The organism is Vibrio sp. Isolate23 (genome assembly GCF_022398095.1).
In the GTDB taxonomy this organism is placed as follows: domain Bacteria; phylum Pseudomonadota; class Gammaproteobacteria; order Enterobacterales; family Vibrionaceae; genus Vibrio; species Vibrio coralliilyticus_A.
This window is the reverse complement of the sequence record NZ_JAKEUV010000001.1, coordinates 941490-956411: the sequence shown is the minus strand read 5'-3', so window position 1 is coordinate 956411 and position 14922 is coordinate 941490. Positions and strand designations below refer to the sequence as shown.

Annotated in this window: 15 protein-coding genes; 2 read left to right on the top strand and 13 right to left on the bottom strand. The window is 45.9% G+C overall.

The genetic code is table 11. The features are described 5' to 3' along the window. Nucleotides 1–112 precede the first annotated feature (112 nt). The gene (locus tag L1D31_RS04275; RefSeq protein WP_239835822.1) at nt 113–2719 is read right to left on the bottom strand and encodes a cellulose-binding domain-containing protein; all 2607 of its coding nucleotides are present in this window, start codon (nt 2717–2719) and stop codon (nt 113–115) included. A gap of 370 nt (nt 2720–3089) precedes the next feature. After that, nucleotides 3090–3785 (bottom strand): VC0807 family protein, encoded by a 696-nt coding sequence (locus L1D31_RS04270; RefSeq protein ID WP_239835821.1) that lies wholly within the window; start codon nt 3783–3785, stop codon nt 3090–3092. A 372-nt stretch (nt 3786–4157) separates the two neighbouring features. Here L1D31_RS04270 and L1D31_RS04265 point away from each other — a divergent pair, with 372 nt between their 5' ends. Then, nucleotides 4158–4955 carry a Cof-type HAD-IIB family hydrolase gene (locus L1D31_RS04265; protein WP_239835820.1) on the top strand — a complete coding sequence of 266 codons (798 nt, stop codon included), beginning with the start codon at nt 4158–4160 and terminating at the stop codon, nt 4953–4955. A 21-nt stretch (nt 4956–4976) separates the two neighbouring features. Here L1D31_RS04265 and L1D31_RS04260 read toward each other — a convergent pair whose 3' ends face one another. The 10 genes from L1D31_RS04260 to L1D31_RS04215 all read right to left on the bottom strand — a co-directional run bounded on the left by L1D31_RS04260 (nt 4977) and on the right by L1D31_RS04215 (nt 13462). Then, nucleotides 4977–5579 carry a hypothetical protein gene (locus L1D31_RS04260; protein WP_239835818.1) on the bottom strand — a complete coding sequence of 201 codons (603 nt, stop codon included), beginning with the start codon at nt 5577–5579 and terminating at the stop codon, nt 4977–4979. Between the two features lie 28 nt (nt 5580–5607). Continuing rightward, nucleotides 5608–7392, bottom strand: a complete 1785-nt coding sequence (locus L1D31_RS04255; protein ID WP_239835815.1) for a GNAT family N-acyltransferase — start codon at nt 7390–7392, stop codon at nt 5608–5610. A 1-nt stretch (nt 7393) separates the two neighbouring features. After that, a complete protein-coding gene (locus L1D31_RS04250; protein ID WP_006961775.1) occupies nt 7394–7846 on the bottom strand; it encodes a hypothetical protein in 453 nt (150 codons plus the stop codon). Between the two features lie 12 nt (nt 7847–7858). After that, nucleotides 7859–8299: a YHS domain-containing (seleno)protein gene (locus L1D31_RS04245; RefSeq protein WP_239835813.1), complete on the bottom strand. Its 441-nt coding sequence runs from the start codon at nt 8297–8299 to the stop codon at nt 7859–7861. Beyond that, nucleotides 8296–9042 carry an NRDE family protein gene (locus L1D31_RS04240; protein WP_239835812.1) on the bottom strand — a complete coding sequence of 249 codons (747 nt, stop codon included), beginning with the start codon at nt 9040–9042 and terminating at the stop codon, nt 8296–8298. The genes L1D31_RS04245 and L1D31_RS04240 overlap by 4 nt, the downstream gene beginning before the upstream one ends. 3 nt (nt 9043–9045) lie before the next feature. Then, entirely contained in the window at nt 9046–9567 is a 522-nt protein-coding gene (locus L1D31_RS04235) for a hypothetical protein (protein ID WP_029236169.1), read from the bottom strand. Nucleotides 9568–9618: 51 nt separating this feature from the next. Then, nucleotides 9619–10749, bottom strand: a complete 1131-nt coding sequence (locus L1D31_RS04230) for a D-alanine--D-alanine ligase (protein WP_239835810.1) — start codon at nt 10747–10749, stop codon at nt 9619–9621. Beyond that, nucleotides 10733–11332 (bottom strand): VTT domain-containing protein, encoded by a 600-nt coding sequence (locus tag L1D31_RS04225; protein WP_239835809.1) that lies wholly within the window; start codon nt 11330–11332, stop codon nt 10733–10735. Before L1D31_RS04225 ends, L1D31_RS04230 begins: the two co-directional genes overlap by 17 nt. Nucleotides 11333–12383: 1051 nt before the next feature. Continuing rightward, nucleotides 12384–12809, bottom strand: coding sequence for a VOC family protein (locus L1D31_RS04220; protein ID WP_239835803.1), 426 nt, complete (start codon nt 12807–12809; stop codon nt 12384–12386). A 392-nt stretch (nt 12810–13201) separates the two neighbouring features. Then, nucleotides 13202–13462: an exo-beta-N-acetylmuramidase NamZ domain-containing protein gene (locus L1D31_RS04215; RefSeq protein ID WP_239835802.1), complete on the bottom strand. Its 261-nt coding sequence runs from the start codon at nt 13460–13462 to the stop codon at nt 13202–13204. Between the two features lie 79 nt (nt 13463–13541). Here L1D31_RS04215 and L1D31_RS04210 point away from each other — a divergent pair, with 79 nt between their 5' ends. Continuing rightward, nucleotides 13542–13757, top strand: coding sequence for a hypothetical protein (locus tag L1D31_RS04210; protein WP_239835801.1), 216 nt, complete (start codon nt 13542–13544; stop codon nt 13755–13757). Here the strand turns inward: L1D31_RS04210 and L1D31_RS04205 are convergent. Next, a complete protein-coding gene (locus tag L1D31_RS04205; RefSeq protein ID WP_239836374.1) occupies nt 13754–14911 on the bottom strand; it encodes a DUF1501 domain-containing protein in 1158 nt (385 codons plus the stop codon). The two genes, L1D31_RS04210 and L1D31_RS04205, sit on opposite strands and share 4 nt — an antisense overlap. Nucleotides 14912–14922 lie beyond the last annotated feature (11 nt).

Sequence of the window (14922 nt, the reverse complement as noted above, 5' to 3'; positions counted from 1 at the left end):
GCCCTCTTCGAAGGCGGCTTTGATGTTCATCTCCTTTGAAGGTTACCTATTGAAGCAAGTAACTCAGGAGCCTTGTTGTATTAGACAATGTGCAACGAGTCGTGCCTTGCCATTACTGGGGGTTTAAACCAAGTGTTTGCAGAACCAGCTTGAAGTTATCTTGACGCTCTTTCACTGCATGTACTTCGCCACTGACCGGACAAGTATGGTCTGGACAACCTCTGTTAACGATGCCGGATACCGCATCGATAAACTCAGTACCTTTTAAGCCTCCATCAACGTATTTTTTCAGTTCTGTGTAGTAGTTCCAGTCAGCGTAAGGGCCACCTTCATCATTGTATGCCTGCACTGATGTTACCCAGTAAAACAAGCCTGCAATCCATTTGATCTCGCGGTTTTCCTCAGAGCTACAAATCAGCCCAGGGTTAGAACAGAAGTCTAGATCCGCATAGAGAGGATTCGCTGGAGGCGCTTCAACGGTTACACCATTGACAGTGGTGCCAATAGTATCAGGGTCAACATGTGAGCGGCCCATGAAGTGATTCAACGTACCAAAGTTCTGACGCCCCGTCGTTTGAATAACACCACGGCCCCACCAACCACAGCCTTGGACTGTGCCGTTAGTATCTGAACCATCCCAGATAAACTTACCCGCTTTTTGCTCAGCGTAGACTTTACATTCATCACGTTCCCAAACCTGTTTAGAGGTATCAACAACGCTAGGAACCTCATTACAATGACCGTTGTTTGTCCATCGACCGACATTACCATTGACCAACAGACCTTGTTCTTCCAATACAGAATCTGGCGCTGCAAAGATAGGCGCTGGAGCACCGTACCACTTAGCATTCGTTAATGCACTGACTTCCATTTTAGGGTCACGAGGACAAGAATAAGGATGATCCTGCCCAGTCACTGGATCCATACCATAATCCGCATACTTCTGACCAAGTTGACCGCAACTTGCAGTCATTGGGTAGTCGACGGGAGCACCGTATCGCACTTCAGACCAGTTGTTTTCATCACAAGCATTATAGCGAATCGTCTCCTGCATACTTTGTGATAAGAAAGCGGCAATGGCGACTTTAGCGTAGATCGTATTGGTAGCGTCATCCGCTGCATCATCCAGCAGCCAGAAAGTATTACCCGCAACTCCAACGTTGTGCATTGAGTTAAGCCCAGCTAAGAAGTCTGCCCATTTATACACAGTCGACGGAATCCATTGAGACTGAGGCGTTTCAAATAGGAAAGCTTGGTTATTCATTGCCGTTTCTGCACTGGCTAACTCGTTATTGAGTGACTCAATTCGCGTTAAAGGCCCACTGGTGACACTTTCACCAACATAATAAAGCGGGACAGGTGCATTCTGGTAACGAGCAATTTTAGCGCTAAGATCAGCAGAATCAGAATCAAAAGAAATAGCAAAAATATTACTGTGAGCCGCTTTGCGAATATGGCTTTCTCCTGCAGTGTTGCCGAGGAAATAAGCTGAAGCCTGTGATATGGGGAGAGAGGAGAGCAAAGCCGGTGTTTGTAGGTAATCCGTGACTTGCTTGACATACTCCAACGCGTAATGCCATTGGTTGTCTGATAATGAAGGGGATGAGCTGGATTTAGTGAACGCAACAAAGTCTGCTTTTGTTAACGAATCCGCTTTGTACAGTTCAAAGCTAGATAGTAAATCTGATGTCGCACCAGACGCTGCATTCCAAACCGCCCTGCGACCCGAATGAGTATCGTAAGCAAAGTCTCCAATGTTGAGTACCCAACCGAAGGTGGCTTGTGGCGCCAATGTAGAGATAACAAGGTTGTACGCTTGCGCCCAGCCTTGAGCGTCATCGGTAAGCGCATTAATATCATTGATGTCGATTTGACTGCCCGTCGTGTCAACCGCTGACGTTAAAGCCTGCTTAACAGCAATCACACCCAGACCCTTTCCTTTATCTACTGTTGCCACATCCAACACATCGCTGTTGATGATGATTGACGTTGTGCCTGCAACCTCAACGTCTTGGATAAGTGAAACAAACGCGTTGGTTAACTTAGTGATATCCGACAAGTCTTGGCTATTGATTGTATCGACAACTAATGTAGCAGGTGCATTCAGTGTTGCGGGGCTGGTCACCACAAAGTGGCTCGGCCAACCATTCACTTCAAGCCTTACTGGATCCATAGGGTTTGGCAAAGACAGTAATGGCGCAGTACCAGGAGGCGTATTGTCACAATTTAGGTGATGAGACCAACTGCCATCACTTCCGGGAATTGACGATGTCCACCAGTTTGCTTCATAAGCAATGTTGTCTTTAACCATGACATCACCACCATTTGCGTGGTCACCTTGCGTCCAGTCTGGATAGATATTGAACTCTGAACATAAGCCATCAACGGGCCCCGGTGTCGGATCTGGCGTCGGCTCCGGTGTTGGTTCTGGATCCGGTGTGGGATCAGGTTCTGGCGTTGGGTCAGGGGTCGGCTCTGGGTCAGGCTCTGGGGTTGTATCACTAATCAACTTCCAAGGTGAGTCCCACTCATTAGCATAGTCATCAGTTGGGCTCTGCCCTGCATTAACCCACCATTTGGCCTCATAAATTTGCCCATCCACCGTTACTTGCGTTCCACCAGAATAGGTTTTAGTCGCATCATACGGCTCTGCTGCAAATAAGTGCCCACTTAGAAGCACACACGCCAATGAGGTCGCTATCTTATTAATCCTAAACATAATTTTACCTTTCAGTTCATTATCTTATTTCACGTTTTATAGGAGTGAAGTGTTTACTTACTTATAAAATAATCTTCTAAAAATAAGTTAGCAGTTCTTGATAGCAATATCAGACCAAACGTTAGGATTTATATTGTTATGCGGCAAATATCACGCAGAAAAGAATGAAAATGGCTCAGTTAGTTAACAGGTTAAAATAACTTAATTACGAATTGTTCTGCTCAATGAGCATGCTTCAAAGGAAGCGCTAGAAAATTGAGAGGGGATCGAAAAAGAAGAAATGCAGGGGCTTGAAAGAATAGAGAATATTACTCTTTTAGCAGATGTTCGTCCGCCTGAGTCGTAATCAAGTCAGGCGGATTCTATATACTTATTTGGTATGGAATATTTGCTCTGTCTCTAAGGACGTCATAGCTCTGATTTGACGCCATAGGTAATAGAAAATACCGAACATCATTAGCATGCTTGGAATCGCAATAGCTGGGTAGCTGTACAAAGTGAGCTTGCCCAGCTCTTCGTTGAATTCAGGCGTGCCAGCAGGGCTGGTGACAATCCAAGTTGCGAGGAAATAGTTCATCGCAGAAGAAAACGCAAAGGTACTGGCAAATAGATAGTTTGATGACATCAGGCATCGCTCAAACTCTTGAGATTTACCGTTTTCTTCAAGGCGTTTGGTGATCAAAGAAAGGTTTAACACCGTGTCATTCAAGAGCATCTTTTGCATTAGCGGGTAACGAGTGAAAGTAGAGCCTAATACCGCTAAGCCGATCAGGCCAGGGATCAGTGCTTCTTTTAGAGCCAACCAACGCGTATCAAGCTCCAACAAACCGATACCGCCAGTCAGTAACACACTGACAAAACCAAGTGCGGAAATGAAGTTGAACTTCTTATTACGGATAAGATCCATACCGCCGTAGCCAATAGGGAAAAGCAAAGCGACCACAAGAGCCATTGCTGTGCCTAGGTGCTCTTCACCGCTAAACTTCATCAATATGAATGAAGGGATGAATACGTTAAAAAGGATCTCAAATAATGGATTCGACTTTTTCGTCGTCGTGTTGCTCATAATTTCCTACTAACTCTATTATGTCGCTGTTATTTACTTTGGGGGAAGTGTTCATTGCTTAGCGCAAGATGTAAAGCGCTAAAATGTCGAGTTGTGTAACGACTTATTAAATACATAAGCAACTAATACATTGACTCAAATTATACGTAACCCCACTCAAGTCAACTCTATCACAAGGTTAAGCGTGCGACTTCTCTTCATTTCACAGCGTCAATACTCTCCAACGGTGTGGCCTGACTACCTCAGGCCACAATCTGACTGGCTCCTGCCCTGCATTTCTGCTTGAGATCGTCACATTTTCCTGTACTTTACCTGATATTTGCTTGAGCGCTTTTCGAGCCTTTCGCTTTCTGCATTTTTAGGTAAACAAACATGTCGCCTTCAGATATCAAATTCGTCGCCGCCGATATGGACGGCACTCTGCTGGATGAAAACAGCCAGTTAAATCCTGAGTTCTTCGAACTATACGAACAGCTTGAACAGAAACAGATCATTTTTGCAGCGGCATCGGGGCGTCAGTATTACAGCCTGATGGAGACTTTCTCTCCAATTAAAGATCGTATGATGTTTGTCGCTGAAAATGGCACGCTGGTCATGCACCAAGGTAAAGAGCTTTACAGCTGCACTATTGATGGCAGTGCCATTGAAGCCATCATTCAGCAGGCAAGAACAATTAGTGGAACACACATTGTGCTTTGCGGTAAAAACTCGGCTTACATCGAAACGCAAGATCCTCGCGCGTTGGAAGAGTTTGCCAAGTATTACCACCGTTGCGAGTATGTTGAAGATCTACTCAACGTTGAAGAAAAGTTCATTAAAATCGCCATTTGCCACTTCGATGGAACTGAAGAGCTCGTGTTCCCTACTATGAACGAGCACTTTGGCGACAGTCATCAAGTGGTGGTGAGCGCTAAGATCTGGCTGGATGTGATGAATGCAGAGGCTTCAAAAGGCGCAGCCATTAAACATCTACAACAAACGCTTGGCTTTAGTCATGAACAAACCATGAGCTTTGGCGACTACCTAAATGACTTAGAAATGCTCAAAGAGAGCTACCACTCCTACGCGATGGAGAATGCTCACAACACCATCAAGCAGACCGCTCGATTCCGCGCACCAAGTAATCGAGAGAATGGCGTCCTTCAGGTCATCAAAGAAAAGCTGCTTTAAAGCGCATCAATTTAAAGCCCGTCACCGCCGTTCTCGGGCTTTTTCTTTCTCCGACAGGTCTGCGAGTTGCTGCGTGATTTCTTCTTGCCTCTTGGAGCAGCGTTCAACTGCCTCTGCGGTCACCTTAAGAGCTTTGGCCATCTGAGACACATTAGTTGTTGCACTGAATACCGTACTCTGAAGTGGTCTTAGCAATAACCAATACACGGCGCCGATAACAGCGATCAAGATAACACCAACCAAAGCAACGATCAGCACAATCTTAAACTGCAAATCGTCGAAAAACCGCTGACTTTTTTCACTCACCACTTGTTGCGAGTGCTGAATGGCGGCAGGGAAGCTAGCAACAGACTCTCTGGAGATGGATACCAGCTGATTGAGGTTGGAAATAGTCTCACTCAACGTCTGCTTTTGTTGTTCGGTCAGATTATCACTGTGCGCAATACCATCGAGAGCGCCAGCAATGTTGTCTAACGATGCACGAGTTTGATCGATGGACTTCTCTATCCCTTCCAACTCCAGCGTCACATTAACGTCAATAAAAGCACTATCCTTTTCACCCTGTTGTTCTGCTGCCACATCGATAGATATCAGCGCTAACCACAATCCAATCCAGATCCTCATATCTTTACTCTCATTGTTTCCATTCCCCCTATCGGAGGATTTGATCTGATGGTTTGTTGCTTACTGGCGCAGAATGAGTCTCCTGGTATGCAGCAGCGGCCTCCCGCCCCATATATTTACCTAATGTTCTGACTGGTACCGAAGTCAGGTCGACGACAATCAAGCCATCCAGCGCAAAGTTAAAGGCAGGGTCAACATTAAAGCAAACCAGTTTACCGTTCATTCCGAGGTATTGTCTCAGTAACACAGGTAACCCCATGCCTTGCTCAAGGCGACTCAGCACTTTAGAGAGCAAGGGTAAATCAGCCAATGAACTCAACATATCCGGACGCCAGAATTCCTGACCACTTTTCTCTAATGGTGTGGTTGGCGACACAAGCTTTGCCTTCTCTTCATCGTAATAATGGACAGACATTACCGATGCAATCAGCTGTCTCGCGACCGGGCTGTAATCATTGCTGATACTGACTGGACCAAATAAATGTGTGTATTTCGGATGGCGCTCAACAAACTTGGCGATGCCTTTCCATAACAGGAGTAAGGAGTGCATATTGCGTTGGTATTGTTTCGACACCACGGAACGCCCAAGCTCAATCGACTGACCCAAAGTACCAACAAACGCTTCATCATAGTTGAACAGGCTGGTGGAATATAGCTGCTCTATCCCACCTTTAGCGAGCAGTTCATCCACAAGACCTAAGCGATAAGCACCCACTAAATCTTGGTTTGCACGGTTCCAGACAAACAACTGATGGTAGTGCGGGTCGAATCTGTCGATATCGCACGATAAACCGCTGCCTTCACCGACTTCACGGAAGCTCTCTTCACGCACACGGCCAATCTCCTCCATCATGTGTGGAATCACATCCGTTGGAGCGCAGTAAACATCAAAGTCACCTTGTTCGAGGAGCTTGTATTGTTCAATCTTCGACAACTCATTCTCCAATGTGGCAACACCTACAGGAGCAATGATTGGCTCGGCATCATCCGCCTGCGTTGCAGACGTCTGTGGCTTTCCCATGCTGCCCATTAAATACGTATTAAGACGGAAGTACTGAGTAATATCTTCTTCATCCTCAAAACCTTTGATTTCAGAGAATGGGATAGCATTACCGATTGAGACAGATATCGTCTGCCCTGATTTGTTGAGCAGTTCACGTCCAAGTAGCGCTGTTCTCAGCAAAGGGTGAATTCGTCCCGCTTGATAGAAGAGCTTGCTGTTCATACCATTGATAAAAACCGGCACCGTTGTCGCTTCGGCATGCTTGACAAACTTGGCGACGGACTTACTCCACGCTTTATCGGTGATTTTATTTTCATTCGCCTGCCAAGCAGAGACTTCGCCAGCAGGGAAGATAATCAACACCCCACCCTCTTTGAGGTGTTGATTGGCTTCTTTGATCGCTTTTCTGTTGGTCTGTCTGGCTTGTTCTCCACCAAAGACATTAACTCCAATGAACAGGTCATCCAGTTCAGGAATGCGTTTAAGCAGCTCATTCGCCAGTACTTTTACGTCCTTTCGCGCCTTAGAAATCAGAGACGCGAGAATTATCCCTTCAATGCCACCAAACGGATGGTTAGCAACAATCAACACCGAACCTTCGGCGGGGATATTTTCCAGACTGCCATGGTCGACTTCGTACTGGGTGCCAATTCGGTTGAGCGCTTCTTGCATAAACTCAAAGCTGTCTTCAGGCAAGATATCTTGCTTGTAGAGGGCGTCGAGCGTTGATAAACCCGTTGCCCACTCTACCATTGACTCACCAATACCAAACGGCGTTTTTCGCGGCAATCTGAAAGGACTATCCAACATATTAAGCTCCTTTTGCTAGCAAGTTATGCGTAAACGTTCCTTCCGTTTTCACATCACGGATGAAGAGGAATACACCGCACGACCAAACAATACATGCCATACCGAATAGCAAACCACCATCGTCACCAACAATCTCACCCATAGCGTTGAACTCGGGCATAACAATGCCTAGTGGAGTGAATAGGTGGAAGAAAATCGCACCTGTCATGATGCCTGCACTCATTGCCGCACCAACACCGTGCAAGCGAGTAAACAGCAGGATTGAGGCAATCAGCTCGGAAAAACCAATTAAGTAACCACCGTAAACACCAAACCATTCAATCCCTGACCATTCTCCCAACGTGCCAAAGATATGGTCCGTCTCGTAAGAACCAGAAAACTTGAAGAACAACGATTGAATAAAAACAAAGGCAATGAACGCTGAAGGAATATGCTTAATCGGAGAAAATTTCATACAAAGCATTCCTTATTCGTTAACCAGAGATGGCCAGTTGATATCAGCTTGTTTGATATGGCCGACTCGATCGTCATCCCACCAACTTTTCACATCCGCATCGTAGTTCAGGTAAAGCTTGCCATCGACAATCGCCCACTGTTTTGGATCCGCTGAAGCAAAATCGTTTTTAGCTGAAATCGCCCACGCACAGTAACCACCGTATTGAGGAGCGTAAGCTTTAGGGTCTGCTTTAAATTTGTCTAAATTTTCCTGAGAAGAGAAATACCAGTCAGCGCCCTGATACTCGACTTGCCACTTGCTATCTCCTTTGACAGGTTTGCCTTCGGTAAAATAGGCTACCGTGTCATAACCGCTCACTGCTTTGCTGCTGAATATTCCGGTGTAAATTTTATCTGCTGACCAAGATGGGAAACTGACTAACATGATTAAAAGGGCAAATAACTTCTTCATTTGAAGACTCCTTGTTCTACAACGTCAGCCTTCAAACAACTTTGTGTCGTTCGAAAATCAACATTGCGGTGATTGTCGATTGATTGGTAATTCATCTCTTGCTTAGTAGAAGACACGACAACTGAGGTAAAACTTACAGTGCGAGCGTCATTTCTTTCCATAAGAGGAGAAAGGTGCGGATAGCTTTCATCAAACGTCTGATGAAAGCGTTTACCTATCTCTTCATCTGGCGTCGTCAACACTAATTCATTAAACAAACTTAGGCGATATTGTCTGGCCTCTTTGTAATGCAAAGCCGCCGAGACTATCGGCGCAAACGCATGTGAACGCGTAAGCTGCTCACCATCCCAAGTCCATAACACGGTTTCATTCGTTGTTCTGCGCGTATCGAAAGAAACCACAGTGAAAGGTGCAAAATGTGTCAATTCCATTTCCAACAATCGAGCATCGACAGTCTGACTGGAACAACTGCTAGCAAGACGTTTAATGATCATACCCCGACTGGTTAGCGGACCTTGCGGTGTTTTCCCTTGGTAGAAGTTAAGCAGGCAAACCGTGACACCGTGCTCATTGGCGGAAATCCAACTGCCCCCACCCACAGGGTCAACCGGCATCACACAATGCACACCATCAATGACCAAACTTTGTGGCTCAAGCGCTGGCAGGCGAGAACGCTGCTCGTCGCGATTGAAATAGACTTCGTAGTGGTTATTGCCATGGTAAATCCAAGATAATGTACACATAGATTACTGCGCCCTTTGGTAAGTTGCCGTCGTTGGTGCGACGCCAAAATGGCTATCTGATGCCACGCCTCTTAACGATGCCACGACTTTCGCCATCGCAAAGTGATGAGTAGCGTGCAGCGCGGCGAAGGTAATTTCGCGGACAAAGGTCGAAGTCACTTCTTCAACGTGCGTTTGAGAGAGCATCACTTCTGTTTCAACCTGAACGGGTTGATTCAGTTCATTGGCTGGTAAACCAAACAGCCACTCAATCAACTCAGCTATCTCCTGCTTGGCGACATTAATATCTCGCTCGACGTTATGACCGCGGCGGCGAACGTTGTAATCAATTTTGTCACGGTCCAAACGAATAGCATGAAATAGGTCGAGCCAATGGCGGTAGTGCTCTCCAATCGAGCTGCTCACATGAGGCTGGGCGATATAGGTATAATCTTCCGGTTGCAGCGTTTCTAAAAACTCGTAGCCCTGATTGAGCGTCTCAATACAGCCGACAACGGCCTGAGAAGTCTGAGATTTAGCAAGCATGGCTGAAAGCGTCGAAGTATTCTTCATAAACATTTTTCCTGCGCAGAGCTATTAATCGGTCATGGGATAAAGCTGAGTCAGCAATTTTTCTTCTCGCCACGCCCGTAGTAGCGCACCCAGAGAAGGCGTCTGATGGCCTTGCTGTTTGTGTTTGGAACCAATTTGATAAAGCAAACGGTACTGTTTAAGCAGCGTACTGAAGATATGCGACAGTGATGTGTCGCTGTCCCAGATATGCGCGGCTTCACTACTCGCGCCATTGATCTCGAGAATATCGAACGCTTCACCACGCATTAGCGCATTGATATCTTTAAATTTCACATCAAGGCGACCGTAGTTAAAGCCATCAAAATCACCGAGAACTTCGTCCAGCTTTTGCTCGAGAGCCTCTGTGATAAATTGATTGCCATCGCGGAAGATACAACCACGTGAATGGCTACCCGAAAATGCCAACTGAAACTCGTCCCCTTCCGGAATAACTACATCGAGATGTTCGCTATGACGAGGCAAATACAAATGCTGAAGTTTGCCTGCACGTGGGCAGTGCTCAATCAGCTGCTTGAGCGAAGAGCGACCATCACCCGTCACACGTGGGGAGTATTTGAGAGTGATGGAAATAACCTTGCCTCGCTCCTCTCCCGGTTGTCTGACATAGAATATTCCCGCTTCAGCACTGTAGTCCGAGCGAACTTGCAACAGAAAGCGTCCTTGAGAAGGAAACTGAGCGATATAGTCTTTGAGTTGTTGGTCGCCATTCACCAACTTGACCCCAACCCCTCGGCAACCCAAATCAGGCTTTGCCACAAGAGGGTAAGTAATTCCTTGCTGTTTGAGTTGTTCTTTTGCTTGTGTAAACAATTGCTCTTCGTTGGTGTCAGATTTCTCCAACGTAATGAAAGGCAAAATCCACTGGCGAGTAATATCTCCAGCCGCGCTGAAAATGTCGTGTTTGGATTCTCCAACCATACCGCTAAGTTTGATCGCAGGGTTAGCAATCAGCGGCAGTGCCCAATCTCTGTGATACAGGCTTAATGCTGCACTTTGGACAACCACAGGGGCATAAACGAACCAAGCTGGTAAAAATTCAAATGGCGAGATGACTCTTTTCGGTTCATGGAGAACTGGCATTCCCGCATTGACCTTTCCTTGTGGAATCATTTCGACATTAGCGAGCTGTGTCATAAGAGCCTCTTAAGAATGTTTTTGTAATAATTTTATTGAGCATCCACATTAAGCATAGTCCTGCCGGAATCAGCACCCAGCTTACGTGACTCTCTTTCAGCCAGGCCACACTGCCTAACTGGTAGAAAGAACCAAAAATCAAAGCAGTCCAAAGCCCTGTTGCACCAATCACCGCGACAAAAAATCGCATCATAGGCACATCAAGAAAACCGCTTAGCGTGAAGCCCACCGTGCGCAGGCCAGGAATGAACCGAACAATAAACAGGGTAATAAACGCGCTCTGGTGAAGTTTCTTCTTCACTTGACGGACACGTTGATATTGGAAAATTCGATATCGTAGCAAGCGCACACGTTGCGCACTTTTTCCCATCAGATAGAGGCCAAGATCTCCTGAGGCAATCCCAACGAAGATAGCCGCTAGCGCCATACTCATTGGCATTAACTCTTGTACTGCGAGCGTTGCCGCAGTCACGATGGCTAAGTCTTCCAGTAAATAAGAAAGCAGGATGATGCCAACAAACAGCATTACGACTGATGTATGCCCAGCGTACAACCATGCCTGTATCTGATTTGCTAACTCCATCTCTAACCTCAGCAATACTTCTTCAAATGTTCAGCGCTACTCGCATAGGCCGGCTAACTATCCATGGCGTTTATTGCTGCGCCATGGTTAACAAGATAGGGAAATCAATAAGAAAATTTCACATACCTACAATTTAGTTGAAAAAAATCCGCTAAGGGGAAGAAACCACTGAGTTTTCCGTAATTCGTACCACTAACGCGCTAAGCTGATGGGCTAAGCTAGAAAATGCCAAAGATAACGCAAGTGCGATTTGGCTGGAGGGTATATCACAATTAGATTTTATGATGCGCCAAGATATGTAGAGAAAGCCACTCAAGCGGTCGCTCAGCATTTTCGTATCCACATTCAGTAGCTTCTGCAATGCATCAAGACTTAGTTTGCAACCAACAACTACTGCAGGTTATGAGCTATGTGTAGTTTGCGAACACCTTAATGGCATAAACGTTTTCGGTTTTAAACAGGCTCATCATTACCCACAAAGATAAGAGACTTTAGTTACAACAACTTAAACAAAGAGGCTGTGATTAATTATGATTAATTAAAAATTTGCCGGAGAGCAATACGTGGGTTCCTTTATAACCATGTTAATTTTAGCCATGAAATAATTCTCATATGTGGATAAACACGCTTTATACGTATAGGGAACAAGCCGGTATGCGCTCAGGTGGACGCGGAGATGAAATGGCAGTTTATGCAAACCTTCCTAGTGAAGTTTACGGCTTTTGGATAAACCAAGGAGTCACCATGTTTCAAACTGATGAACCTGAGTTTTTGTTGTGCTGGCTGAAAAGTAATGGTTACCGAAAACCCTATAACTGATCGGCTTCCCCATACCTATCTGGGCCATTAGCTGACCATAATTTATGGGGTCGACTTGCACTATGATACAAGTCACCCCCTATCGATAAAATCTATATCAAACCGTGGTCATACCCAATGTAGCCATGAATTCCACTAGCCTGTCGGCTTGTCCTGTATCCACTGCTATCTTGTTCTTTCCCACATGCTTACATGAAAGGCTCTGAGCCAGAAATCTGAGCTTGAGTTTTCATCAGATAACGAGACTGCCATCGTCATTAAACTCCCAACAGTCGCCATAAGCGACTTCCCATAGATAACCATCTGGATCGGAGAAGTAACCGCTATATCCTCCCCAGAATACGTCTTGTGCTGGTTTGACAAGCTTGCCTCCTGCCTCGACAGCGACACGTAGAATATCATCCACTTCATCTTTACTTCGCGTGTTATGCGCCAACGTAATACCACTAAAACCTGCCCGTTTTGCGGTAAAGTCGGGCGAGACATCATCTGCTAATGCTTCAAAGGGATATAGCGCTAAACAAGTCCCGCGAGTTTTGAAAAATACGATGCCTTCTTCCGGTGTTTGAGCCGATTCAAAACCAAGCTTGGTATAAAAGTCAAACGAGGTTTTAAGCTGGCTGACGCCAAGCGTAATAATGCTGATTCTAGGTTCCATTACAGAGACTCCTTTATTGGTTTCATCCATAGTAGTGCAAATAGAATCACTGTGCTTAATTCAATATCGAGTTTGTGTTTTGCCTAACCCGACATAACCGTCATTGGCTAACATGGTTCGACTTTATTATGACCTAAGTAATTGCGCGGATGTGGCAAGAATAGTGAGGTGAGAAAGCTCAATTTGCCGCCTAATCGAGTCAACTAGGCGGCAGAGGTAACCTATTTTACTCAGGGTATAAACGGTATTTTTCACGCATATCGCGATATTCGTCTAATGCGGGCTCCCAGCTTACTTCGATAACTTTATAGTGTGAAAAAATCACCTTCTGTAGGACAAGCACTCAGATAACCCAAGTCACGCATTTTCCAATACCAACGATAATAATGGCTCTAGGGTGAATTTGGTGTCTTCCGGTGGGGCGATACGGTAGCTTTCTCCCCATACATATTCACCTTGTTGTGGCCAAGCTGAGGGTCATCCTCAATTTGAAATTCGTAGTTTATGTACAGATCTGGAGCTGGGTAACCAATGACTTCAAAGGGAGTATCGGTACCACGACCGACGATAATGGTGGTAGCTTCAAACAATTCCAAGGTTGGGTAGTATTGAACCGCTTCAGCTTCGCCAAAGTAATCAGCAATACCTGCCATCTCCAGTGCGCCGGTAATGGTTGGACCCTAGTAGTTTAGTTCTTCGTGTTGTAGCTCAGTTTGAATTTTGTAAGACAGCGTGGCTGGTACCAGTATTTCTTCACCAGTCACGCTGCTGGTGATGGTTGAATCGTCAAATAAGCACCTAGAGAATGGCGTAAATATCGTGATCGCTGTCGGTGATCTAGTCGATCAAGACAATCAATCTGAATTTGAAGTTGGATCCACTCACAACAAAAGCCCTAGACTGATGCTTAACACAGGTGAACTAGGCTTTAGAATAACTCGCTCCTAACTCATCCCTACAAACTCAAATCGCAGTGCTTTCGCTTGCTGGCTGTCTGGAAAGATGGTTTCGAGTTTCTTCGAGGTAACCGATAAATGTGGGCCCAGTACCCCTTTGATCACTGAGCGTGTATCTGTGGTCGGTTTGAGATCTCGCCCTTGATATAAGTCAGCTTCCGCCAAGCCAGGCCAATGGCCTAGTACTTCTCCGCCTTTAATCGCCCCACCAGCCACGAACATTACATTAGCCGTACCATGATCCGTCCCCTTGGTGCCGTTTTCACGCGCAGTACGGCCAAATTCGCTCGCGGCTATCACAACTGTCCGTTGCCATTGCTTGCCTAGCGCTTGTTTTAGAGATGCTAGACCAGCATCCAATAGCTTCAACTGATTACTCAATCTACCGTTAACACTGCCTTGATTAGCATGGGTATCCCACCCTCCCAACTCCAAAGCTGCAATATTCGGCCCTGCTGGATCCGCCAAAATTTCTCCAGTCTTCTGCGTTAGGGATTGAAACTGCTTACCCACACCTCCGTCCCCCACCAGTTTGTCGATTTTCATCATACTTTCAAAGTTAGACGACAAGGTGGCGTCAGATTGAAGCAGTTGTTCAAGTAGCTCCATTTGACGCTCTCGTGTTTTCAGTCGGTTTGGATACCAACTGTCGACTCTAGCTTCTCCCTGCATGATAAGTGGAAGGCCAGAGTCAATGGCAATGGCCTGATTCCGGCTTTCAATACTTAGCAATCGGTTGAGCCAACCTTCCGCATAGAAGGGATCTAATGTGCCATTTTCAAGTATCTTCTGACCATCAAAGTGAGAACGCTCTCGATAAGGAGTGGCACATGCATGAACAAAATTGATCTCCCGTGCCTGATACCACTGGTGACAAGCTTTAAGAGCAGGGTGAAGACCAAAAAAGCCATCTAAGTTCAGTAACTGCCCCTCATGGAGCCCAATGGTTGGCCTAAGCGACGCATATGCTTTATCACCATAAGGCACCACCACATTTAGACCATCCATCGCACCACGCAGAGATATCCAGATAAACAGGTTGTCGGAACGTGATTTGGCAAACACAGGCATGGGTAGCAATGAACTCATACTCAGTGCGGCAGCACTTTGCAAGAAGCGGCGTCTATTAGGCAAGGTGGATGACATCATGATTCTCC